We start from the raw sequence: 22,514 nt of genomic DNA, 5'->3' as shown, positions 1-22,514 counted from the left end.
GAACTGTGATCTGTCAGCAATAGAAATACTATTGATCTGCATATTGAAGGTATCGTTGTTCACTTAATTTTAATCCAATGATCCTTCTTGAAATCATAAGGGCGAAGGCCATCTTCTTATTGCTGTTGTTTGTGACCGTTGTACTGCCGGTGTGGGCAATTGTTGCTTACTACCGGCGGAACGCAAAAAAGAAGGCTGCTGAGCCGGAAGACGAAGCTTAGGTGCCGTAAAAAGCCTAATATTTTTCATGGACACAGGGTGACAAAGGTCATTACCTGGATTTGTGAACTGCCGTATTATTGATGTGAAAAAGGGGCAGGCTGCCTCACTTACTCACAAAAATATAAACCAATGTTCCTGTTAGACCTCTTTGCTGCCAAAGTTGCCTTCATTGCAATGGTGGTGTCCCTCATTGTGATTCCGGCCTGGATTCTGCTGGTGGCGTTCACCAAGAAGAAAGGAAAAGCTGATAATGTCAACGCCCCTTCCGAAGAAGAAACTGAAAAGGACCCGGCAGAAATGGTATGACCAATGCCGGCACTCCTCCAAATTTACAGCCTCGGTCAATAGCTGAAGAAGCCTTTTGCGGTTTGTTCAGCTATTTCCATTTAGTAATTCTGAATTCTGGTGTCATTTTTTTAGTAGTCATGTACTACAGGGCATCAGGATTGATTACCTTTAACCAAGCTATAAACAAATAAGTCTGCTGAAGACTGTTCAGTATCATCAAACGATTTCTATCTCCTCTACGCTAATTTTTTCCAAAATGAACATTCAAGACATTCGATTCAGCCGCGACAAGGGGCAACGGGAATTTGCTATGGCCCTCCGAAAGCGGGTCAACGACTATTTCCAGGAAAACAATATTTCCAAGTATGCTAATGCAGCGATGGTAACCAAGACCGTAGTACTTGTGGGCACTTACGCATTGCTCTATGGCGCTATCGTTGGTGGTTTTGTGACCAATGCCTGGCTGGTACTTCTGGCCTGGACGGCGCTCGGTATCGTTACCGCTGGCATCGGTTTCTCCGTAATGCACGACGCCAACCACGGCGCTTACAGCCGCAATAAATACGTCAACGGCGTATTGGGCTGGGTGATCAACCTGATTGGCGGTTTCGCGCCCAACTGGAAGATTCAGCACAACACCCTGCACCATTCTTTTACAAATGTGCATGGTATGGATGAGGACATCGACGCGGGTAAACTGCTTCGGTTTTCTCCGGAACAGGAGCGCCTTTGGTTCCACAAATTTCAGCACCTCTATGCCTGGTTCCTCTACAGTCTTATGACGCATATGTGGATCACGACAAAAGACTTTAAGCAATTGGTGCGCTATCATCGCTCCGGCCTGCTGGAACAGCACGATATGTCTTTCCCTAAAGTATTTGCGGAGTTGATCTTCGTGAAGGTGGTTTACTACATCTACCTGCTGGTCATCCCACTGGTATTCTCTCCGGCGAGCTGGTGGATTACGGTGATTGGTTTCGCTATTATGCACTTTGCACTTGGCTTCCTGCTTGGTTGTGTTTTCCAAACGGCACATGTTATGGAAGCTGCGGTGTTCCCGACAACAGACGAAGAGGGTAACCTGGGGCAAAACTGGGCTGTCCATCAATTAATGACCACGACGAACTACGCGCCGAACAACCGCATCCTGTCTTGGTTTGTAGGTGGCTTGAACTATCAGGTGGAGCACCATTTATTCCCAAATGTCTGCCATATCCATTACCGTCATATTTCCAAGATTGTACAGGAAACTGCCGAGGAGTACAACTTCCCCTACAATACGCTGCCATCTTTCCGTTCTGCTTTGCGCATCCACTGGAATATGTTACGCAGCTTAGGTACCGGGCAGCCAATGCCGCAGATTGCCTAATTACGAATTCTTGCCATAGAAGGTCTGTTTGTAGGTCGGCATTGCCGGCTCGCGGCCACGCCAGCTGTCAGGGATATGCTTGACAGCTGGTGTCATTTTCTGAATAGCCCGGAGAATATCTACCCGGCTGACTTGCCCCACAAGGCGGCCTTCTTCAAGCACCGGCAGTCGCTTGTAACCACTGTGCACAAATTCATAGGCGGCATCAAGGATAGTTTTGGAGGATTCGATGTGCTTTACCCGCCCCGACATATAATCCCCTACTTTGATCTTGGCGGAGGAAGGTTCATGATTGTAGGGGCCTTCGATAAGAATGCGCAGACAATCAGCCTCCGAGAGCATGCCGATGAGTTGCCCGCTGGCATCTAAAACCGGAGCGCCCGAGATTTTCTTTTTCAGCAGGATATCGATAGCTTCCCGTATATCCATATCGGGGAGGAAGGTGACGAGCTTGGTCGCCATATAGTCGGTAATTGGTGGGTATGGTTTCATAATTATTTTGTTTGTTTATGTAATCTTACAATAAAATACCGAGCTTGTCAAATTTTTCGAAATGAGTTTTATCGGGATTGAAGTAGAGCCTTATGCAGGCTGGGGTTTTCCGGTTCTTTTGACGGCAGCGGTTCTGCTTAGTATCCGGGCAAAAGCCATCAGTTGGAGCGGAGGGCTGGCCGGAGCGCTTATTGCTACAGGTATGTACCTTGGCGGTGGCTGGTTGGGTGTGGCTTTGCTCGGGCTGTTTTTTGTGACGGGGTCTATGGCTACGAGGTGGGAGCGTTCTGTAAAGGAAGCGATGGGCGTTGCGCAGGAAGCCGGTGGGCGCCGAAGTTGGGTGAATGCCATATCAAATGGTGCTGTGGCAGGCGGTCTGGGGTTGGCCGCATGGGCTACCGGATGGGTGGAGCCACTGGCTTTTCCTATGATGGCGGCTGCAGTGAGCAGTGCCACATCCGATACACTGTCATCAGAGCTCGGTACTTTATATGGACGACGCTACTGGAATATTCTGACCTGGCAGCAGGGGGCTCGCGGTGCAGACGGTATGGTAAGTCTGGAAGGTACGCTGTTTGGAGTGCTTGGGGCGGTCTTAATTGCGGTGCCCGTTGGCTGGCAGGCGCAGTCCTGGTTGGCAGGAGGAGTGGTTGCAATAGCAGGAATCGCAGGTAATTGGTCGGATAGTTTGCTGGGAGCGACGCTTCAAAGACAGGACCTACTTAATAACCACACTGTCAACTTTTGGAGCACCCTGATTGCGGCCCTGTTTGCCGGGCTGACCTATGTCGTATTTTGAGAAAAGTACCAGCTGAACCACCCTACGAGGGCACAAAGCACCGTCCCCCAGGCAATATCAATCAGTACAATCGGCCAGGGCCAGTCTTGCAGGACCGCCCGGTTGGTCAGCTCATAGGTACTGTAAGCCACCATTCCGAAAAAAGCCCCACGCAGGAGGACCGCCATTCCGGAATTATTGGTGCCCGGCTGTACGACGAAGTATATGATGCCAGACAGAAAAATAAAATAAAAGAGAATAGCAGCAATCCAATCGGTAGAGGGCCGCATATGCTGCCCAAGGTAGCGGGCATAAATACCCCGCGCCACCACGCCCAGCCAAAGTAAGTCCAGGGCGGTAAAGGCAGCCGCAGCAAGCAGGAAGGGTTTCAGGTAGGCCATAATGGGAAAGTTGGGAAGTACTGGGGCTTTCCGGAGAAAGCACCCAGGATCGGATTTACTCTACAGTAGAAACTTTGAAAGGCACAGCCACATCTGCCCACCGCATGGTGACCCTATCGCTGCCCACTTCAAATTCCAGCATCTCTGCATTTTCTTCCAGGGCTTCCGGTGCCACTTCCACCCGGAGGGCATCCATGCTTTCGTCATAGTCGTAGGCACCCCACTGCTCCGCTTCCTTATTGAAGATAACCGTCCAGGTTTCCTTGTTGGGAATGGTAAACAACGCATAAGTGCCGGCAGGCAGCGCCTCGCCTTCCACCATAACCTCCTCGCTCACGGTGATGGTAGTCGCCTCGTTGGCACCGGTACGCCAGATGTTGCCGTAAGGTATGAGGTCGCCAAAAATGGTACGGCCACGTACCGACGGACTGCCATAGCTGACTGTTACGGTAGCAGAGCCAATTTCGCCTTCCGCAGTGCGGGGCGGGCTTTTGCGGGTGGATTTGTCTTCTTTTGGTTCTTCCTCTGTCACGGTTTCTTCTGTAGCTGTGGAGTCAGCAGCTGAACCAGCCTCACCTGAATCCGTACCGGCACCCCCGCAACTTGCAAAGGCGAAGCCAAAGACCAGGGCAAATAGTAAATGCTTCATGCTCATAATGTGGATAGATTGAATTGTTAAAAACCTAAAATTACATTTTCTTGGCCGCATGTCAGAGTAATGCAAAAATCAAAGCCGGTGTTCAAAGCACGGGCAGGTACTTTGAAATTTTCTTTTGCCTAAATTATTGCACCGCATGCCGGGGTTGCTTATATTTGCGTTCCCGGAAAAGAAACGAAGTCCTAAAAGGGAATTTCAGTTTTCGGAAAACAATAAGAGCGGGATGTAGCTCAGCCCGGTTAGAGTGCACGTCTGGGGGGCGTGAGGCCGGAGGTTCGAATCCTCTCATCCCGACAACACAAAAGGTCATTTCGCAAAGCGAAATGGCCTTTCGTCGTTTAAGCCCGTTGCGAATGTGTTCGCATAAGGGCCTAAACGACGAAAGGCTAAACCAGGGGTTGACCTTTTGTGTTATCATTTCCCACCTGAGGAAGGGCGCAGCCCATCCGCCCGTCAAATGCAGTTTATAATTAGGTGAGGGCTTGAAGTAGGTTTTCTCAGTTGTCGGATAAGGTGTCGTTTTCCACCGTGGCAGAATCGATGACCTTCACTCCACCTCATTCCCCATCCCCCGTACCCAGTGCAAAAGCAACCGGTTTCAGCTCCTCAATATGCTCAAACACTTTTTTCGCCACACCGGTGATGGGGATGGCCAGAACAGACCCTGCAACGCCCCAGATCAGGCTGAAACCAATAACAGTGGCAAAAGTCGCTAATGGGTTGAGGTTGACTTCGCGGCTCATGATCCAGGGAGTGAGGACGTTATTCTCCAATACCTGCGCCAGGGTCATCGTGCCAATGATGCCTAACAGCAGGGTGGTGGAGCCGCCGGTCGCTATGCCGAGCATCAGCGCAAAGAGGCCGCCAATGATATTGCCGATGTAGGGGATGATCGACAACGCAGCAGCAAGCAGAGCCACCGGAATAGCGTATTGCAATCCGAATATCAGGAAGCCAATAGCGTAAATCAGGGCGAGTATGCCGATGAGGAGCAGCCGGCCGGTCAGGTACTCCGAGGCGGTCTGACGGGCGCTATGCATCACTTCCCGGGCTTCGTTCCGCCCGGATTTGGGTACGAAGTCAAGCGCCGCTTTAATCAGCCGCCGCTGCACCAGCATAATGAAGACCATATAAACCAGTGCAAAGATCAATCCGGTAAAAAAAGAGAATAAGGAGCCCAAAAAGCCCCCAACCATATTCGCAATGGCTGATTGTTGCCGGGCTAGTTTGTCTTTAGCTTTTTGGATCCGTTCTTCAGAGGCAATACCAATGTTTTTTATGACAAACTGCTCGGCCTTATGCTGCTGTTCGGCGAGTTGCTCCTGTATCTTGGGCCAGTCTTTGACCAGAGACCGCGTTTGCATCACCATTACGCCGCTCAAAATTCCTAAGGCTAAAATGAAGAGGAAAAGAGAGAGCCCGATACTGGCCCATCGGGGCATGCCTTTTTTTTCGGCCCACGAGGCCAAAGGGTGAAAAATCATAGCGAGTAAGATACCAAAGGCTAAGGGGATCAGAAACCCACTGCCGTAGTACAATATCGCAACCGTCAGGGCAATGATCAATAGAACGGCTGCTGTTTTCTGAGGCTTCATGTATTGCATGGTTTTGGAGTTGGAAATTAGGCGTTTCAGTTTCATTGGTTTCGCTTTGTCAACCCGGCCAACCGGTGGAAGTTCGAAGCCCGCTACCCAAAAACAAAGCCCAGCCAAAGCGGCTGAGCTCTCGTCCTGCTCGATTTTCCATTGATTTTTTGGGGTCAGGATATCCTGACTAATGGCTCAACGGCAGATAAAATCGGCTCACTATAAATGGTCATGGGAAAGGTCTTAATTCAATGCATCTGCCATTGCATCTGCCCGCTCGAGGTCGACTTTGATCTGATCGCGCTGACGCAGGACCATCGTTTTAGTGGAGGCGGGCCAGGAGGTGTTTTCCAGTAGTTTGTTATAGGTTTTGAGGCTGTTCTTTTCGCCGCGTACGCATTCTTCAAACACCGCTTCCTCGTCGTTGGAGGACAGTGCGGATTTGATGTCGATCCAGCTGTGGTGCAGGCTGCCTTTGACGGTGGTTTCCCGCTTCGCAGAACCGCCAAGGGTGATTATCTCCTGTGTGATGGCTTCGATGAAGGCTTGTCGTTGGACCACCTTGTCGGTCAGGTAAGATTCAAGGATAGACTGCTCAACGTCAGAGCGTGCCTTCTCGTAGCCCTGCCGGGCATCTACATTTTGCTGCAGCAAATCATTTAGCGCATCAATCACTTCCTGTGGGTTGGTCATGTCATTTGATTTTTGGTGAAATAGTGTGCCTTTTACACGCAGCACCCAGCCCGGATGTTCGTTGCCATTCGCAAAAATAAAAAGCGGGGCTGCCTACCAGGTTGGTAAGCAGCCCCGCTCAGGCTATAGTTGGAGAAGTTTATAAAAACTGCTCAACCGGCGTGAATTCCAGCCCGAAGGCATCCGCCACGCCTTTGTACACTACTTTTCCGTCAATAACATTCAGGCCCTTTTTGAGGGGCTCGTTGTCTTTGCAAGCCTGCTTCCAGCCTTTATTAGCCAGTTGGATGGCGTAAGGCAGGGTCGCGTTGGTCAGGGCAATGGTAGAAGTGTAAGGTACCGCACCAGGCATATTCGCCACACAGTAGTGCACCACATTATCGATAATGAAGATTGGGTCTTCGTGCGTGGTCGGCTTGCAGGTTTCGATACAGCCGCCCTGATCTACGGCAACGTCTACAAGGACCGTGCCCGGGATCATATCTTTAAGCATGTCACGGGTAATCAGGTGGGGTGCTTTAGCCCCGGCAATGAGTACGCCCCCAACGATAAGGTTGGCCTGCTTGATATGCCTGCGGATGTTCATTTCGTTGCTGTACACCGTATTGACATTAGCGGGCATCACGTCGGCCAGGTAGCGCAGGCGGTCGAGGTTGATGTCCATGATCGTGACTTGTGCACCAAGACCAGCGGCCATTTTTGCCGCTTGTGTACCTACTACGCCACCGCCCAGGATGAGCACACGGCCTGGCTCAACGCCCGGTACACCGCCCAGCAATACGCCGGAACCGCCCATTGGCTTTTCCAGAAACTTAGCGCCTTCCTGAATCGCCATGCGCCCGGCCACTTCAGACATAGGCACCAGCAGCGGCAGGCTGCCGTTGGGGTTCTCCACCGTTTCGTACGCCAGGCAGGTCGCTCCGCGCTCGATCATCGCCTTCGTCAGCGGCTCGTAGGACGCAAAGTGGAAGTAGGTGAACAGCAGCTGATCCTTTTTGATCAGGTTGTATTCCTGCTCGATAGGCTCCTTTACCTTCATGATCATTTCGGCTTTTTCGTAAACCGCTTCGATGCTCGGTAAAAGTTGTGCTCCGGCAGCCGTGTATTCATGGTCTTCGAAGCCGCTGCCCAATCCGGCAGTGGTCTGAACGTAAACCTCGTGGCCGCGCTTGGTCAGCTCCATGGCACCGGCCGGCGTAAGGGCCACCCGGTTCTCATTGTTCTTAATTTCCTTAGGGACACCAATGATCATAATCGCTAAGTTTTTTGCTTTCTGGTTAGGGAATCTAAGACTGTGTTGGGATTTCACCCTTTGGGCTGCATTTGCCAAATTTCATCCTGTACTTCGTTGCTCTTCAGTCGCTTAGCTCAGGCTAGTGGTCTGTCAAGGCTAAAACTAGGGGTTGCCTGCGGCGACTTTTGAGGCTACTCTTCGTTGGATAACCCCTTGCGTAGCGCTGCTATGCGCGGGAACATCCGCCTTGATTAGCCTCAAAATTCGCTCCCACTCAACCCATAAATTAACACTTGACAGACCACTAGGCTCCCTCATCGCGCCTTGTTCAGAATAAAATTTGACTACATTCGCTCCAAAAGCGAATTCCCAACACAGTCTGAAATGCAGCGCAAAAATAGTCAAAGTGGCGATATTCTTGCACCCTGGAGCAGATTTCCGGTGGCGAAAATGATCTTTCTCCGAAGTTGGTCTGCAGGCAGGGCAAGCTACACGAAAACGGGGGTGTTAGAAACAGGCATAACGCCCTTTTTCATAGCGACTTCAAACAAGTGCTCAACCGCCGCTCTGCCTCGTTCGCCCAAATCACGGGTGTAGTGGTTGACGTACAGGTTGATATGTTTATACATGACCGCTTCTTCCATTTCCTGGGCATACTGCCGTACAAAATCTCTGGGCGCATCAGGGTGGTCTAATGCATAGGCTACGCTTCGGGCGAGCACGCGGTCCACTTTGTGTTGCACCACTTCCGGTAAGTCCCGGCGTACCACAATGCCGCCGAGGGGAATAGGCAGCCCGGAGGTTTCCTCCCAGTAGTCGCCCAGGTCCATTAGCTTGACCAGCCCTTTGTACTGATAGGTGAAACGGTTTTCGTGAATAATCAGCCCTGCATCCACACTGCCCTGAAGGACAGCATTTTCGATTTCTGAAAAGAGCATTGCTGTACGCTTTTGCGCCTTTGGGAAAGCGAGGCTTAGCAAAAAGTTGGCGGTGGTATACTGTCCGGGAATGGCAATGTGCGCGGTATCGATTTCGTCAGGCGTGAGCGGCTTTTTGGCGATGAGCAGCGGGCCGACTTTTTCGCCAAGAGCACTGCCTGCGTTCAGAAGTGCATAGTGGGGGAGGAGGTGGGCAAAGGCGTGGTAGCTGAGTTTGGTGATGTGCAGCTCGTGGCGGAAGGCCATTTCATTGAGGGCCTCCACATCTTCGATAACCGGCTGAAAGCTCAGCCCTTCGGTATCGACCTTGCCGTGCAGCAGGGCATCGAAGATAAACGTATCATTAGGGCAGGGAGAAAATCCGAGTGAGAGTTGCATAAAACAGGGCAGCTTTTGTTTCGCTTTACAGAACGACAAAGCTGCCCTGTTGGTTGCAAGCGGTTAACGTAGGGCCCGCGACTTTTTTCCAACAGCAATAACAGCAAGGGCGAGCACTAACATCGTTGTAACCGGCATGAGCATCAGTTTTGAGATCGTTAAAATAGTTGTGTTCCAAATTCATTATGCCCAGACAGGCACGGGGTTGGAAAGGGTTGGGCAAAAATGAAAAAAAGATATCGTTTTTTCTGTAGCACAGTATAGTTGGGGAGATTTCAGGTCTGTTGTAGCTTGTTTATCAGGGGGTTGTGTACTAATCGGTCAGGTATTTTTTTTCTGATGATGCCAAATTGGCAGCTGGGCTGGCAAAGAGGTGCCAAGGTGGCGCATTTAGGTGTTTGGTACATCATTTGAAGTTAAATTGCTGTTCAATTCCTGTAGGGAAGATTTTAAAGCATACAACTCAACGATAGATGAACCTCAATAATTTCACCATCAAGGCTCAGGAAGCCGTGCAGCACGCGCAGCAGATCGCTATGCAGGAGCAGCATCAGGCGATTGAGCCGGCCCACCTGCTAAAGGGTATCCTTCAGGTGGATGAGAACGTGACGCCTTTTGTACTGAAGAAGCTGGGTGTCAATTTCGACAATATTAAAAAGGCAACGGACAGCATCATTCAGTCCTACCCGAGTGTCAGCGGCGGCAGTCAGTACCTGTCCCGCACCGCTACGGAGGTGTTGCAAAAGGCTAATACTTACCTCAAGGACTTTGGGGATGAGTTTGTTGCCCTGGAACATATCCTGCTGGCCTTGCTGGGTGTTAAGGACAGCACCACGCAAATGCTCAAAGATGCGGGCATCACCGAAAAGGCATTGAAAGCAGCCATTGAGGAGCTTCGCAAGGGCAAGCGCGTCACCACCCACAGTGCCGAAAACAGCTACAACGCTCTGGGCAAATACGCCGTCAACCTCAACGAAATGGCGCGCAACGGCAAACTCGACCCGGTAATCGGCCGGGAGGATGAAATCCGCCGCGTGCTGCATATCCTGGCCCGCCGTACCAAAAACAACCCCATACTGATCGGCGAGCCTGGCGTAGGTAAAACGGCAATTATCGAAGGGCTGGCCCACCGCATTGTGGATGGCGATGTGCCGGAAGACCTGCGTGACAAAGACATCTTTTCCCTGGATATGGGGGCACTGATTGCCGGGGCCAAGTATCAGGGCGAATTTGAGGAGCGCCTGAAGTCTGTGATCAACGAAGTCAAAACGGCTGAGGGGCAGATTTTCCTTTTCATTGATGAGATTCATACCCTGGTTGGTGCCGGTAAGGGGCAGGGCGCTATGGATGCTGCCAATATCCTGAAGCCTGCTCTGGCGAGGGGCGAGCTGCGCGCTATCGGTGCCACCACCCTCAATGAGTACCAAAAATACTTTGAGAATGACAAAGCGCTGGAACGCCGTTTCCAAACCGTTCTGGTGGACGAACCGGGCGTGGATGATGCCATTTCCATCCTGCGTGGTCTGAAGGAACGGTATGAGACGCACCACAAAATCAACATCAAAGACGATGCCGTAGTCGCCGCCGTACAGCTATCGCACCGCTACATCACCGACCGGCACTTGCCGGATAAAGCCATTGACCTGGTAGACGAAGCTGCTGCCAAACTCCGGCTGGAAATGAACTCCATGCCCGAAGAACTCGACGAAGTGGAGCGCCGGATCCGTCAGCTCGAAATTGAGCGGGAAGCCATGCGCCGGGAAAACGACGAACTTAAAATCAGCAGTATCAACGAGGAACTGGCTAACCTCGAAGAAGACCGCAATGCGCTGAAGGCACAGTGGGAGAGTGAGCGGGAGGTCATCCTTGGTGTACAGCAAGCCAAAGAGGAAATCGAACGCCTAAAACAGGAAAGCGCCCGTGCAGAACGGGAAGGCAACTACACCGATGCTGCCGAAATCCGCTATGGCCGCATTCCTGAAGTCGAACAGCAACTGGAAGACTACACGCAGCGCCTGCAGGACATGCAAGCCAACAACAAGCTGCTGGTCAAGGAAGAGGTGGATGCAGAGGATATCGCGGAGATCGTCAGCCGCTGGACGGGCGTGCCGGTAACGCGAATGCTGCAGAGCGAGCGCGAGAAACTCCTTCACCTGGAAGAAGACTTGCACAAAAGGGTCGTAGGGCAGGACGAGGGCGTGGAAGCTGTGGCCGATGCCATCCGCCGCAGCCGTACCGGGCTGAGCAACGAACGCCGCCCCATTGGCTCCTTCCTATTCCTGGGGACTACAGGCGTTGGTAAAACGGAGCTGGCCAAAGCGCTGGCCGAATACCTCTTTGATGATGAAGATCTGCTGACCCGGATTGATATGAGCGAGTATCAGGAGCGGCATGCGGTCTCTCGTCTGGTAGGTGCGCCTCCGGGATACGTGGGCTACGATGAAGGCGGTCAGCTAACGGAAGCAGTGCGCCGCAAGCCCTACAGCGTGGTCCTGCTGGATGAGATCGAAAAAGCCCATCCGGATACCTTCAATATCCTCCTGCAGGTGCTCGAAGATGGCCGCCTGACGGATAGTAAGGGCCGGGTGGCGGATTTCAAGAACACCATTATCATCATGACTTCCAACATGGGCTCCAATATCATTCGCGAGAACTTTGCGAATATGGTGCCCGGAGACGAAGAGTTGGTAATTGAAAATACCCGGGAACAAGTCTTCGAATTGCTCAAGCAAAGCGTACGCCCGGAATTCCTAAACCGGATTGACGAAACGATCATGTTCCGTCCGCTTTCCCGTGCCGATATTGGACAAATTGTCGACCTGCAACTGGAAGAGCTGCGTGTTAATCTGGCCAAGCAGCAGATACAGCTGACCATCGCGGATGAAGCGAAAAAGTGGCTGGCTGACAAAGGATACCATCCTGAATTTGGCGCCCGGCCGCTGAAGCGGGTCATTCAGAAGAAGGTCCTTAACGAGCTGTCCAAGCAGATGCTGATGCAAAAAGTGATGCCGGACAGCACCGTGGTCCTCGATGTTTTTGATGACAAAATCGTATTCCGGCAGCCCATCAAGGAAGAAGAATTGATGGCGTAAGAAAAGTGTTTGAACCAGAAAGTCCCGGTGGCCGTAATGCTTGCCGGGGCTTTTTCTGTTGTACCTTACCTATTCGTACTCCATCATCTCGAGTTGGGCGAGTTCCCAGACCTCAATGGCATCTTCTAAAGCAGCCTTCAGGTCAGCATGCTTTTTGGTGATCTCCGCGGCGTCATCCTGCATGTAAAACTCCGGGTTAGACATGATCTTCTCCACGGCTTCGATTTCTTCCTCAATTTTCTCCACTTTCTTTTCTGCATTGGAAATGGCGCGCTGCAGGCGTTTGCGCTCTTCGTAGCTCAGCTCTTTTTTGGGCGGTGCTTCTGCGATGGCCGTTTTGGGTTTACCGGAGGACTGACTGATTTCCACATCCCGCATATTGTCGAGCTGCCGCTTTTCCAGGAAGTAGTTGACATCGCCCAGGTGCTCGTGCAGTTTCCGGTCGCGGAACTCCAGGGTGCGGTCTGTAAGTCCAGCGAGGAATTCCCGGTCGTGGGAAACGACAATCAGGGTGCCATCGTAGTCTTTGATGGCCTGTTTGAGTACATCTTTGGAGATAATATCCAGGTGGTTGGTCGGTTCGTCCAGCACCAGCAGGTTGAAAGGGCGCAGCAGCAGGCAAGCCAGGGCAAGGCGGGCGCGCTCTCCGCCTGAAAGTACAGATACTTTCTTATCCGCATCCTCTCCACTGAACATAAATGCACCGAGGATACTCCGCAGCTGAGTGCGCATTTCAGCGGGCGCGTAGTTTTCCATGGTTTCCAGTACCGTCAGCTTGGCGTGCAGGCTGTCAGATTGATTCTGGGCGTAGTAGCCGATTTCAACGTTATGGCCCAGTTGCAATTCTCCCCCGGTCAGGGTCAGTTCGTTAACGATGATCTTAGCCAGGGTGGTCTTGCCCTGCCCGTTTTGCCCCACGAAAGCCACACGGTCCCCCCGGTCCAGCTTAAGGTCCACTTTGTCGAGCACGTTTAGGCTGCCATAGCTTTTGGACAGGTTTTTGGCCTCCAGAGCCACCTGGCCGGACCGTGGTGCCGGTGGAAAGCGGAGGTTCATAGCAGCGGTATCGAACTGTTCGACCTCGATGCGCTCAATTTTGTCGAGCTGTTTTTGCATGGACTGCGCCATCTTGGTCTTGGTCGCCTTCGCCATAAACCGGTTGATGGTCCGCTCTTTATCCGCAATGACCCGCTGCTGGTTTTCATAAGCCGCCAGCTGTTGTTCGCGCCTTTCCTTGCGCAGGTCCACATACTCGCTGTAGGCCGCTTTGTAGTCGTAGATTTTGCCGAGTTCGACCTCAACCGTTCTTCTGGTGACGTTGTCGAGAAATTGCTTATCGTGCGAAATCACGATGACCGCACCGGCGTAATCCTTCAGGAATTTTTCCAGCCAGATGATGGATTCGATGTCCAGGTGGTTGGTCGGTTCGTCCAGCAGGAGGTAGTCGGGGCGCTGCAGCAGCATTTTCGCCAGCTCGATCCGCATTTGCCAGCCGCCGCTGAATTCATCGGTCAGGCGGTCCATATCGGAAGCTTTGAAGCCCAGGCCGGTGAGTACGCGCTCGGCATCCGCCTCCATGGTCTGACCGCCCAGCAATTGGAAGCGGTCGTTGACTTCGGCGAAATTTTCGAGCAGCTTCATGTAAGAATCACTTTCGTAATCCGTACGGGTCGCCATTTCATCGTTCAGTTCGGCGATTTGCTTTTCCAGGCGGCGCACTTCGTCAAAAGCGGTAAGGGTTTCAGCCATCACGGTCTTGCCTTTGGGCAGGCTCATTTCCTGATGTAAGAAGCCCAGCGTGCTGCCGGAAGGCCGGTCGACGTTGCCATCATGCGGTGACATATAGCCGGCGATAATCTTGAGCAGGGTGGATTTGCCGGCGCCATTTCGGCCCACCAGGCCCACCTTGTCCCGCTCCACAATAACCAGATTAACCCGGTCGAGTAGCGTACGGTCTCCGTATTTGACAAAAACATTATTGATGTTGATCATATTCTATGCGCTTTGTGGGTGCGGCCCTGCCGCTGTGCCATTTGCCGCAAAGGTAAGAAATACGTGTGACCTTTGTCACCCTGCAAATGGCTCTATGCCCTTAACTTTAACCAAAATTTGAATACTATGTCAGGTAGCTGGGGCACTTACATCGTTTTGTTTTTGATCCTCGCGCACTTTGTGGTGGGATTCGCATTCTTAGTCAAAAAACTAAGCGGGCCGGTAAAAGAAAAACAGCCGATAGAAGAAGAGGAAACAGCCGAAGTCCGCTAATACATCTGAATTCTTTCTATTTTTGGGGTAAATTGCCAGTGTAAACTGTATGCTGATGAACTCCCCAATGCCGAATTATCTACTACTCCTGTTTTATCTGCTTGGTACACCACTCTTTGCACAGAGTGTAGTGATCAACAATAATTCCTGTAATATCGGGCTCAACCTGAAAGACGGTGGCTGTGACCCCAGTCTAAATGTTATTCCTGATCCTGACGAGATTGTCATCAATGTGAATGGTGCACCCGGGACTGCTCTCGGTGTAGATGTTGCCCTGCAGGAGGTGCAGCTTATCATTCGCCACACCTGGGCTAACGACCTTGAAATGACCCTGCGGTCGCCTGCCGGAATTGATGTCCCACTTTCGTTTGATAATGGCGCCGGCGATGACAATTACGGCAACCCGGATGTACCGGACTGCGCAGAGCCCGCCCGCTTCACCATGAGCAGCTGCGTGCCGGTATCCGCATCTGTGCCTCCATTTACCACCGAAACCATCCGGCCCGAAGGCAGCCTTTATGATTTCAATGACGGTACCACTGACCCCAACGGTCTTTGGGAGCTCATTATCTGCGATGATGCGGAAGGGGATATCGGCCGCCTCGAATTTGTCAATCTGGTGTTTGCCCCATTGAATTGCCAGCCTGTGGAGACCGTGGAGGTTATCGATTCCGACACGACTACAGTTGTTTTGAACTGGGTGCCGGAAACCAGCTGCGGGACCACCTTGCTGGAATACGGTCCTATCGGCTTTACGCCGGGCAGTGGGGCTGCAGCGGGCGGGGGTACAATGGTGTCGTACACGGGCTGCCCACCTTTTATGCTAATGGGGCTGGATGCGGAGACGGACTACGAGCTTTATGTGCGCAAGGTATGCGGTGGAGGGGTATCTGAAAATTCCTGCCCGGTTACTTTTTCCACAGGCTGTAATCCGCCAGGGCTTACCTTTTCCACTGGCTTTGAATCAGAAGGCTTATGCGGTACCCTTTGCAATACAGAGTGCCCGCTAACAGGCATTTGGGAGAACAGCCAACAAAATGATTATGACTGGCTGGTGGCAACCGGCCCTACGGTTACCTTTGGCACCGGGCCTGAATCAGGTGCCGATGGCTCTGCGCAGTACGTTTACCTGGAAGCTTCCGGAAATAATTGCGGTTCGGGCAAGACTGCTATTCTGGAATCGGATTGCATTATTTTGGATAAACAAGGCACGGATACCTGCCACTTTTCCTTTCAGTACCATATGTTGGGAGAGGGCATTGGCAGCCTCACCCTGCAAGCTTCCGGCGATGGTGGGTTTAACTGGACGCCCCTCTGGTCGCGTTCCGGAACGCAGAGCCCCGATTGGCAAAAAGTCTACATCGGGCTAAGCGATTTTGAGGATGGAGATACCCTGCGCCTGCGTTTTGTAGGGCAGGAAGGCAGTAATACGCGAGGAGACATTGCGCTGGATAACCTGCAGTTTTACGGGGCTACACTTCTTGGAGCCTCTGGCTTCACCTTTTACGTCGATGCGGATGGCGATGGCTATGGAGATGATAACCAACCGGTTTTCACCTGCTTGAGTACTGCACCCGAAGGCTTTGTTGCTGCAGGTGGCGATTGCAATGACAATAACCCGGCAATCAATCCCGGAGCAGAGGAAATCGCCTGCAATGGTCTGGATGAAAACTGTAATGGTATGGGCGATGATCCACTGCTGCCACCGCCCACGGTGGTGCACGATACGATTTGTTCAGGGCAGTCGGCCCTGCTTAGGGTGTCTTCAGATTTGAGCAACAGCCTCTTTTTTTGGTACCCAGCTGCTGATGCTACCAACTTTATAGGTTTCGGACCAGCTTTTTCGCCTACCCAACTGCTGGTCAATAATGGGCCTGAGCCGGTAGTTTACACCTACTACGTGGAAGAGCGCAACCTTACTTGTATCTCTGCCCAACGGGCTCCTGTTTATGTAGTGGTCAATCCTACGCCGAACCTTGCCCAGCAAACCACTCCAGAGGTATGCCCGGAGGATTCCCTTAATCTGGAGAGTATCATTTTCAATGATGCCAACTTTACAGGTAGTGATATTACCTTCCACACCGGCAGCCCGGCTACTCCTGCTAATCAGCTGGCTGACCCGGTGATTGCCTCCATGGTGGGGAGTATTTTTTATTTTAAGGCGACCGCTGATTTTGGCTGTTCGGATGAGGGCCAGGTACAAATCGATTTTAAGCCCGGCCCGGCCCTGACTTTCCTGCCTTCGGATTCTATGGTGCTTTGCCGGGAGACAACTGCCACCTTGTCGGTGCAGGCCACTGGAGGCAATCAGCCCTATACCTACCAATGGGGTAACGGGGCGTCGGGTGCATCCATTGAGGTAGATGCAGGTTTTCAGGTGGGCGTAACGCAAACCTATCCGGTTACCATCACGGATGTGGAGGGGTGCTTTAGCGTAGATAGTGCCCGTGTAAGGACTATTGTAAGCATTGATTCGTTGCGAAGCTTTGTTACGGATGTTAGTACCTGCGATGGGACTGATGGTGCAATCACGCTGGTGCCTCTCTCCGGAGAACCGCCCTACGACTACAGCTGGGAAGGGGCTAACGGAGTAGCTGGAAATGCTTCTGCCGTTTCGGATACTCTGGTGGTCGGTAACTTGCCACAGGGGAACTACCGGGTCTCCATCACAGATAGCTCAGTTGAGGGCTGCCAGCTGATCATCCGTTCGGTCCTGGTCAACGGGCCTGGTGCTGCCGTACAGGAGATTAGTGTGAATGACGTGAGTTGCCCCGGCAGCGGCGATGGGGAAGCCTGCCTGACTGTATCTGCCGGTAGCCCGGTCTTTGAATGGAGCAATGGCGAGGCTTCTGCCTGCCTTGAGAACCTTCCGGGTGGCTTTTACAGCGTTACCGTTACCGATGGGGATTGCCAGACAATTATAGATAGTATCGAGGTCAAAGCGGCCACACCACTGCAACTGAACTTTGATGGTATTTCGCCCAGCTGTGCAGCGACTGCGGATGGTGCCATCACAGCCACCGCTTTTGGTGGTACGCCTCCCTATAGTTATTTGTGGAGCAATAATATCAACTTTCCCAATCCTTTCAATCTCTCCGCCGGAACTTACACCCTGACCCTGACCGATAGCAAAGACTGTCAACTGGTGGAAAGCTTTGAGCTGGAAGCCCCTGCGCCTCTTGAATTGGAGTTGCAGTTCCGTCAGGACATGTCGTGTGCGGGCCAGGAAGACGGGCGCCTGCTGGTTGGAAGTAATGGAGGTACTCCCCCTTACCATTACGAATGGGCGGACGGTGGCGATTCGCGCCTGCGGGTGAACCTGAGCGCGGGCAGCTATAGCGTGACGGTCACCGACTTTCAGGGGTGTACAGCGAGTGCTGCTTACCCGATTCAGGAGCCGTCTCCGTTAGCACTCACACTCATTGATACGGATAATCCCACCTGCGTTGGGGAGAAAAACGGCTCGATTACAGTGAGCGGGAGTGGCGGGAATCCACCTTATGTCTACGCCTGGAGTGAAACTGGAGCCGACAGTACGCTTAGCAACCTTGCTATTGGAACTTACTTTGCGTACCTGACCGATGCTAATGCCTGCCCGGGAGATACGCTGAAAGTTATTCTGGAGGCTACTTCAGAACCTGATTTCACCGCTGAAGTTGTACAACCCTTTTGCGAAGGGCTGGAAACCGGAAGAGTGACGCTCAATCCACAGGGCGTACCTCCGTATCAATACACCTGGAGTACCGGCGCCACTACGAATGAGATTGACGATTTGCCGGTAGGTGTTTACAGCGTGCAGGTGGAAGACGGGCAGGGATGCCTGTACGATACGACCTTTGTAATTGAAGCCCCTCAGTTATTCGGCAGTGCGATCAACGTTGTACAGCCTGCCTGCGATAATACAATGGATGGGCTGATCAACGTTACAGCCACCCAAAATTCCGGTACGCCCTCCATCCTGCCGCCTATTCAATACCGTTGGAATGATGGTATAATTGGTCCGAACCGGATTGGGATTGGTGATGGTGATTATGTTGTATCCATTTCAGATGGACGTGGGTGTGAGCTCATCAGCGATACGATCCCCATTGTAAGCCCGCAACCCCTGGAGATTGGTTTGGAAGGATTCGGGCCCATTGCCTGCCGGGGTGATTCTACTGGTTTTATTGAGGTAGATACCCGTGGCGGGACTCCGCCCTATGGATACAGCTGGATTGGAACGGATGTGGACACAGAGGACATTTTTAATATTCCGGCAGGCGCCTATCGTTTGGTGGTAGATGATGCGAATGCCTGTTCCTACGATACAACCTTCATACTGAGCGAGCCGCCTGCCCTGAGTGTTGCCATTGCCGTGGAAGCAGAGGATATCTGTGAAGGTGGGCAGGTGGAGCAGCTTCAGGCAGTTGTGAGTGGAGGCGTGCCTGGCTACGAGTATCATTGGAGTAATGGTATGGATCAGCCACAGATTCCTGATCCTCTACCGGCAGACTACAGCCTGACCGTTGTCGATGCCAATGGCTGTGAGCGGGAAGCTTTGCCGGTCAAGGTCAAAGCTTTCACTGCTGCTTTTGAGTTGGATACCTTCTATACAGTGGATGTGAGCTGTAATGGTCAGGGCGATGGTTGTGCGGTAGCCCGGGTAGCTGGTGGCTCCTCCAATTATCAGTTCCACTTTAGCAATGGGTATATTGAGGTGACGGACACTAATACCGTCTCTGTTTGCAACCTCAGCCCGGGCAACTACCGGGTGACGGTAACCGACTTGTCCACGGGGTGTAATGAAAAATCCCCTCTTACTGCGCTGCAACAACCTGGGCCTTTATCCCTCACCCGGGATAGTATTCGGATGGTGGACTGCTTCGGGGACTCAACCGGTGGGGTATTCACGACCACATCAGGAGGCACGGCGCCCTATTTCTATTCGTGGTTCAACAGCAACAACGATGTCTTTGAGCCTGTTGCGGACTTGACCGGAGTGCCTGCCGGAACTTACACAGGCGTAGTCATTGACGAACGGGGCTGTACGGATGCGGTGAACGCCATGGTCACCAACGCTCATCCACTGATTACGGCAACAGTCATGGATATTGATCCGGTACCTTGTAAGGGAGACCTCGCCGGGAGCATTGACCTGAATGTGGCCGGTGGTGTACAGCCTTATATGTATTCGTGGAGCAATGGCCTGATGACTACTGATTTAAATGGAGTGGCAGCGGGCAGCTATACTTTGACAGTGACGGACCAAAAAGACTGCCACCGTGTTTTTGGCCCTTATGAGGTTGAGGAGCCTGAAGAGGCTTTGCTGCTGGACACGGTCCGCTTCGATACGGTCCAATGTTTTGGTGGTTCGGATGGGCACATCGCGGTGGACATAACCGGTGGTGTGCCGGGCTATGATTACGAATGGCTTTATGCCGGACAGTTATTGCCCTTCACCGGCGATAGCCTGGCTAACCGGCCGGCAGGTATGTACCAACTGAATGTCATAGACGATAACAACTGTCTGCGCACTTTTGAAATAGAATTACCGGAACCGGAACAGCTTACCGTTACGCTCAGTACGCTTAGTGATCCCTTCCGTGTATTGGGGCAGAGCATTGGGGGGACTCCGCCCTACAGCTTCCTTTGGAGTACCGGTGCGAATACAGATACCATTGAGGTGCCTGTTTCCGCTATCTATACCCTTACCGTGACGGATGCTAATGGCTGCACCGCAACTGAAGAAGAGAATTTGGTGGAGGTACAGGCACTGGAATGGATCGATGAGGTTCATCTGTTCCCTAATCCTGCTGACAGCTATATAAAGTTGGAAGGCAGGTTAAAAGTCCCTGGCCCGTTGACGCTGGCTATCGTGGATGTGACGGGCAAAATCCTTTATGAGCAAGCGTTGGGGCAGCAGCGCAATTTCCGCCAACGTATTGAAGTAGCGGACTGGCCGGCCGGCGCGTATTGGGCAATGCTTAAAATAAAGGGGCAGGCGATTTACGCTGCCCCCGTTATGATTATTCGATAATTTTAAAAGTAGTGCGCCGGTTAATCTGATGTTCTTCCTCCGTACAACGGTTGCAGATGCAATCGGCCTCGGGCTCGCTTTCCCCGTAGCCAAAGGCAACGAGCCGGTCCGGGTCAATGCCCTGTGAGATCAGGTAATCTACTGCGGCTTGCGCACGGCGCTGGGCAAGATCCTGATTGTACCGGGAGCTGCCCCGGCAGTCGGTATGTGAGCCCAGCTGAATACGGATGTCCGGGTTGAGCTCCAGGTTGCGGGCAAGTTCATTAAGCGTTGGCTGGGCATCTTCACGGATGTTGGCTTTGTCGAAATCGTAGTAAATATTCTCCAGCCGGATTTCCTTGTCCAAAAAGATGCGGTCCAGTACGATTTCTATTTCGAATTCCTGTACGGGGTTATTGGGGTCGCGCCCGATACCACGGGTGGAGAAGGCGGCGTCGTTTTTCAGGTAGCCTTCTTTGGCTGCCAGGAACGTGTAGTCGGCTTCTTCTTCCAGCTCCAGCTCAAACATGCCATCTTCTCCGACGGTCACTTCCTCCTTGCGGGGGCCAAACTGTATCTGCACGGTAGAACCAGGCAACGGTTTGCGGCCGAGCACCACGCTGTTCGGGTCAGTGGGCACCTCGTATAGTTTTTCCAGGACAAAGCCTTTAAGCAATAGCTTGTATTCGATTTCTTTTGGAGGCTCTTCATCCTGTACGACCTCTTCCGGCGGCAGTTTCCGTTTGGTGAAACGGTAGATGTCATCATTCCCGATACCTTCCTCCCGCCGGGAAGTGAAATACCCGGAGTACAGCACATCCTCGTCTTGCCTGGGAGCATTGTAGTCAATGATGTACCCGAAATCATCAGAGCCAGAGTTGACCGGTGGTTTCAGGTTGTACGGAGAAGCCCAGCCCCGGCTTTGCAACTGGTAGGTTTTAAAAATATCGAGCCCGCCCATACCGGTATGCCCCCGGGAGGAGAAGTAGAGGGTATCCTTATCTACGAAAGGGAACATTTCATCGGCTTCGGTATTGATCACCCTCGTCATGAGTTGAGGAGGGCCCCAGGTACCATCCGTTTGCCGCTCGCTGTAGTAAAGATCGTGCCCGCCCCAGCCATCGGGGTGATCGGCAGAGAAGTAAAGGCGCTGCCCATCTTCAGAAAGCGCCGGCCCGCCATAGTTGATGCCTTCTTCCATAAATGACAGAGGCTGTGGTATGCTCCAGCTGTTGCCACTTACTTCCGAACGCATGATCTTGCAATGGTCTGCATCCCATTTGCCGCCGCCGAAGCAGCGGGTGAAGTATACTTCAGTATAGTCGCTGTTGAAGATGGCCGTCCCTTCGTTATCTTCTGTATTGAGCGGGCCTGTGAAGTCAGAAACGGTATTGGATTCCAGGTCGACCAGGAAGAGGTCAGAAAAAGCGTTGCCGGTCCAGTTGTAGGTGTCATCGCCGGTGCTGTTTGCGCGGTCGGAAGTGATCACCAGCTGGTTGCCCTTGTAAAGCACAGGCGCATATTCCGCCCGGCTGGAATTAAAGCCCATGACTTCCACCTCGTACTCCGGGCGCAGGTCCTTCCAGCCCTGGGCGATCTGACAGGCGCTGATTTCCCGGCGGTATTCATAGGGGCTGCCAATTTCTATGCCCAGGTCTTTAAATGCCCGGGCGGCTTCATCGTAGCGTTCGGCTTGTTTCAACGCAAAGGCATACTCGCGCAGGGATTCCCACCCGTACTGATTGTCATAGGCAATTTTGTACCAGCGGATGGCGAGGTCGCTCTGATTGAGGTTTTTGTAAGCTTCGCCAATTTTAAAAGCAATGCGCCCTTTCTCAACGCGGCTTTTGGATTTTTCGTATTCTTTCTGGAGGAGTTCGAGTGCTACGGCATACTGCTTGACCTCGATCGCAGTCTGCCCATCCCTTACTTTTTCAGTGTAAGTACAGCTGCTGAGTGCCACAAAAAGAAGCGCAAATAGAATATAGGAATACCGGATCATAGCTTTACTTGGATTTGAATGATATAGGGTGTACGCCACCCAACCGCCTGGAACGGTCCTGTAGCGCATAGGAATAAAACGCCAGAGGATTTTTTTTGTTGCTGGCCGCCCGAAACGAAGGCC

The 22,514-nt window shown here is 52.3% G+C and carries 16 protein-coding genes and 1 tRNA gene; 8 read left to right on the top strand and 9 right to left on the bottom strand.

Going from position 1 to position 22,514, the window contains the following annotated elements; genetic code table 11:
- The first annotated feature begins 77 nt into the window (after nt 1-77).
- The 3 genes from IX84_RS33635 (at nt 78) to IX84_RS28135 (ending at nt 1,879) form a co-directional block, all read left to right on the top strand.
- Nucleotides 78-221 (top strand): hypothetical protein, encoded by a 144-nt coding sequence (locus IX84_RS33635; RefSeq protein ID WP_160213975.1) that lies wholly within the window; start codon nt 78-80, stop codon nt 219-221.
- Between the two features lie 130 nt (nt 222-351).
- Complete coding sequence (locus tag IX84_RS33630) at nt 352-528, top strand: hypothetical protein (protein ID WP_160213973.1); 177 nt, start codon at nt 352-354, stop codon at nt 526-528.
- Nucleotides 529-766: 238 nt separating this feature from the next.
- The gene (locus tag IX84_RS28135; RefSeq protein ID WP_044229249.1) at nt 767-1,879 is read left to right on the top strand and encodes a fatty acid desaturase family protein; all 1,113 of its coding nucleotides are present in this window, start codon (nt 767-769) and stop codon (nt 1,877-1,879) included.
- Here the strand turns inward: IX84_RS28135 and IX84_RS28130 are convergent, their stop codons facing one another.
- Nucleotides 1,880-2,371, bottom strand: coding sequence for a CBS domain-containing protein (locus IX84_RS28130; RefSeq protein ID WP_052516477.1), 492 nt, complete (start codon nt 2,369-2,371; stop codon nt 1,880-1,882).
- Nucleotides 2,372-2,432: 61 nt separating this feature from the next.
- Between IX84_RS28130 and IX84_RS28125 the strand changes: the two genes are divergently transcribed.
- Nucleotides 2,433-3,170 carry a DUF92 domain-containing protein gene (locus IX84_RS28125; protein ID WP_044229247.1) on the top strand — a complete coding sequence of 246 codons (738 nt, stop codon included), beginning with the start codon at nt 2,433-2,435 and terminating at the stop codon, nt 3,168-3,170.
- On the opposite strand, the gene IX84_RS28120 is transcribed toward IX84_RS28125, so the two are convergent.
- Together IX84_RS28120 and IX84_RS28115 are read right to left on the bottom strand one after the other, a co-directional pair.
- Nucleotides 3,155-3,550 carry a DUF2177 family protein gene (locus IX84_RS28120; protein WP_044229244.1) on the bottom strand — a complete coding sequence of 132 codons (396 nt, stop codon included), beginning with the start codon at nt 3,548-3,550 and terminating at the stop codon, nt 3,155-3,157. The genes IX84_RS28125 and IX84_RS28120 overlap by 16 nt on opposite strands.
- Nucleotides 3,551-3,605: 55 nt before the next feature.
- On the bottom strand, nt 3,606-4,199 hold the full coding sequence (locus tag IX84_RS28115; RefSeq protein ID WP_081968996.1) for a DUF2911 domain-containing protein: 594 nt from the start codon (nt 4,197-4,199) through the stop codon (nt 3,606-3,608).
- A 228-nt stretch (nt 4,200-4,427) separates the two neighbouring features.
- Between IX84_RS28115 and IX84_RS28110 the strand changes: the two genes are divergently transcribed.
- Nucleotides 4,428-4,502: transfer RNA gene (locus tag IX84_RS28110), tRNA-Pro, on the top strand.
- A gap of 263 nt (nt 4,503-4,765) precedes the next feature.
- Here IX84_RS28110 and IX84_RS28105 read toward each other — a convergent pair.
- The 4 genes from IX84_RS28105 to IX84_RS28090 all read right to left on the bottom strand — a co-directional run bounded on the left by IX84_RS28105 (nt 4,766) and on the right by IX84_RS28090 (nt 9,037).
- Nucleotides 4,766-5,848, bottom strand: coding sequence for an AI-2E family transporter (locus IX84_RS28105; protein ID WP_044229241.1), 1,083 nt, complete (start codon nt 5,846-5,848; stop codon nt 4,766-4,768).
- 189 nt (nt 5,849-6,037) lie between these two features.
- Entirely contained in the window at nt 6,038-6,487 is a 450-nt protein-coding gene (locus IX84_RS28100) for a ferritin-like domain-containing protein (protein WP_044229237.1), read from the bottom strand.
- Nucleotides 6,488-6,626: 139 nt separating this feature from the next.
- Nucleotides 6,627-7,739 carry an alanine dehydrogenase gene (gene ald / locus IX84_RS28095; protein WP_044229234.1) on the bottom strand — a complete coding sequence of 371 codons (1,113 nt, stop codon included), beginning with the start codon at nt 7,737-7,739 and terminating at the stop codon, nt 6,627-6,629.
- Nucleotides 7,740-8,209: 470 nt separating this feature from the next.
- Entirely contained in the window at nt 8,210-9,037 is an 828-nt protein-coding gene (locus IX84_RS28090) for a menaquinone biosynthesis family protein (RefSeq protein ID WP_044229231.1), read from the bottom strand.
- Between the two features lie 473 nt (nt 9,038-9,510).
- Between IX84_RS28090 and clpB the strand changes: the two genes are divergently transcribed.
- Nucleotides 9,511-12,129 carry an ATP-dependent chaperone ClpB gene (clpB, locus tag IX84_RS28085; protein ID WP_044229229.1) on the top strand — a complete coding sequence of 873 codons (2,619 nt, stop codon included), beginning with the start codon at nt 9,511-9,513 and terminating at the stop codon, nt 12,127-12,129.
- 69 nt (nt 12,130-12,198) lie between these two features.
- Here the strand turns inward: clpB and IX84_RS28080 are convergent, their stop codons facing one another.
- Nucleotides 12,199-14,121 (bottom strand): ABC-F family ATP-binding cassette domain-containing protein, encoded by a 1,923-nt coding sequence (locus IX84_RS28080; protein WP_044229226.1) that lies wholly within the window; start codon nt 14,119-14,121, stop codon nt 12,199-12,201.
- A gap of 126 nt (nt 14,122-14,247) precedes the next feature.
- Here IX84_RS28080 and IX84_RS33625 point away from each other — a divergent pair, with 126 nt between their 5' ends.
- Both IX84_RS33625 and IX84_RS28075 read left to right on the top strand, forming a co-directional pair.
- The gene (locus tag IX84_RS33625) at nt 14,248-14,394 is read left to right on the top strand and encodes a hypothetical protein (RefSeq protein ID WP_160213971.1); all 147 of its coding nucleotides are present in this window, start codon (nt 14,248-14,250) and stop codon (nt 14,392-14,394) included.
- Nucleotides 14,395-14,449: 55 nt separating this feature from the next.
- Complete coding sequence (locus tag IX84_RS28075) at nt 14,450-20,410, top strand: Ig-like domain-containing protein (protein ID WP_044229223.1); 5,961 nt, start codon at nt 14,450-14,452, stop codon at nt 20,408-20,410.
- Here IX84_RS28075 and IX84_RS28070 read toward each other — a convergent pair.
- Nucleotides 20,400-22,391: an OmpA family protein gene (locus tag IX84_RS28070; protein ID WP_044229220.1), complete on the bottom strand. Its 1,992-nt coding sequence runs from the start codon at nt 22,389-22,391 to the stop codon at nt 20,400-20,402. The genes IX84_RS28075 and IX84_RS28070 overlap by 11 nt on opposite strands.
- Nucleotides 22,392-22,514: the final 123 nt, after the last annotated feature.

It is taken from the genome of Phaeodactylibacter xiamenensis, from assembly GCF_000759025.1.
In the GTDB taxonomy this organism is placed as follows: Bacteria; Bacteroidota; Bacteroidia; order Chitinophagales; family Saprospiraceae; genus Phaeodactylibacter; species Phaeodactylibacter xiamenensis.
The sequence above is the reverse complement of the archived record's forward strand: the minus strand, read 5'-3'. Positions and strand labels throughout refer to the sequence as shown.

What these genes read in the sequence shown, in the direction of transcription:
- IX84_RS28120 (WP_044229244.1), bottom strand. Translation starts at nt 3,550, where the DNA reads ATGGCCTACCTGAAACCCTTCCTGCTTGCTGCGGCTGCCTTTACCGCC.
- clpB (WP_044229229.1), top strand. Translation starts at nt 9,511, where the DNA reads ATGAACCTCAATAATTTCACCATCAAGGCTCAGGAAGCCGTGCAGCAC.
- IX84_RS33630 (WP_160213973.1), top strand. Translation starts at nt 352, where the DNA reads ATGTTCCTGTTAGACCTCTTTGCTGCCAAAGTTGCCTTCATTGCAATG.
- IX84_RS28125 (WP_044229247.1), top strand. Translation starts at nt 2,433, where the DNA reads ATGAGTTTTATCGGGATTGAAGTAGAGCCTTATGCAGGCTGGGGTTTT.
- IX84_RS28070 (WP_044229220.1), bottom strand. Translation starts at nt 22,391, where the DNA reads ATGATCCGGTATTCCTATATTCTATTTGCGCTTCTTTTTGTGGCACTC.
- IX84_RS28115 (WP_081968996.1), bottom strand. Translation starts at nt 4,199, where the DNA reads ATGAAGCATTTACTATTTGCCCTGGTCTTTGGCTTCGCCTTTGCAAGT.
- ald (WP_044229234.1), bottom strand. Translation starts at nt 7,739, where the DNA reads ATGATCATTGGTGTCCCTAAGGAAATTAAGAACAATGAGAACCGGGTG.
- IX84_RS33635 (WP_160213975.1), top strand. Translation starts at nt 78, where the DNA reads ATGATCCTTCTTGAAATCATAAGGGCGAAGGCCATCTTCTTATTGCTG.
- IX84_RS28100 (WP_044229237.1), bottom strand. Translation starts at nt 6,487, where the DNA reads ATGACCAACCCACAGGAAGTGATTGATGCGCTAAATGATTTGCTGCAG.
- IX84_RS33625 (WP_160213971.1), top strand. Translation starts at nt 14,248, where the DNA reads ATGTCAGGTAGCTGGGGCACTTACATCGTTTTGTTTTTGATCCTCGCG.
- IX84_RS28105 (WP_044229241.1), bottom strand. Translation starts at nt 5,848, where the DNA reads ATGAAACTGAAACGCCTAATTTCCAACTCCAAAACCATGCAATACATG.
- IX84_RS28130 (WP_052516477.1), bottom strand. Translation starts at nt 2,371, where the DNA reads ATGAAACCATACCCACCAATTACCGACTATATGGCGACCAAGCTCGTC.
- IX84_RS28075 (WP_044229223.1), top strand. Translation starts at nt 14,450, where the DNA reads ATGAACTCCCCAATGCCGAATTATCTACTACTCCTGTTTTATCTGCTT.
- IX84_RS28090 (WP_044229231.1), bottom strand. Translation starts at nt 9,037, where the DNA reads ATGCAACTCTCACTCGGATTTTCTCCCTGCCCTAATGATACGTTTATC.
- IX84_RS28135 (WP_044229249.1), top strand. Translation starts at nt 767, where the DNA reads ATGAACATTCAAGACATTCGATTCAGCCGCGACAAGGGGCAACGGGAA.
- IX84_RS28080 (WP_044229226.1), bottom strand. Translation starts at nt 14,121, where the DNA reads ATGATCAACATCAATAATGTTTTTGTCAAATACGGAGACCGTACGCTA.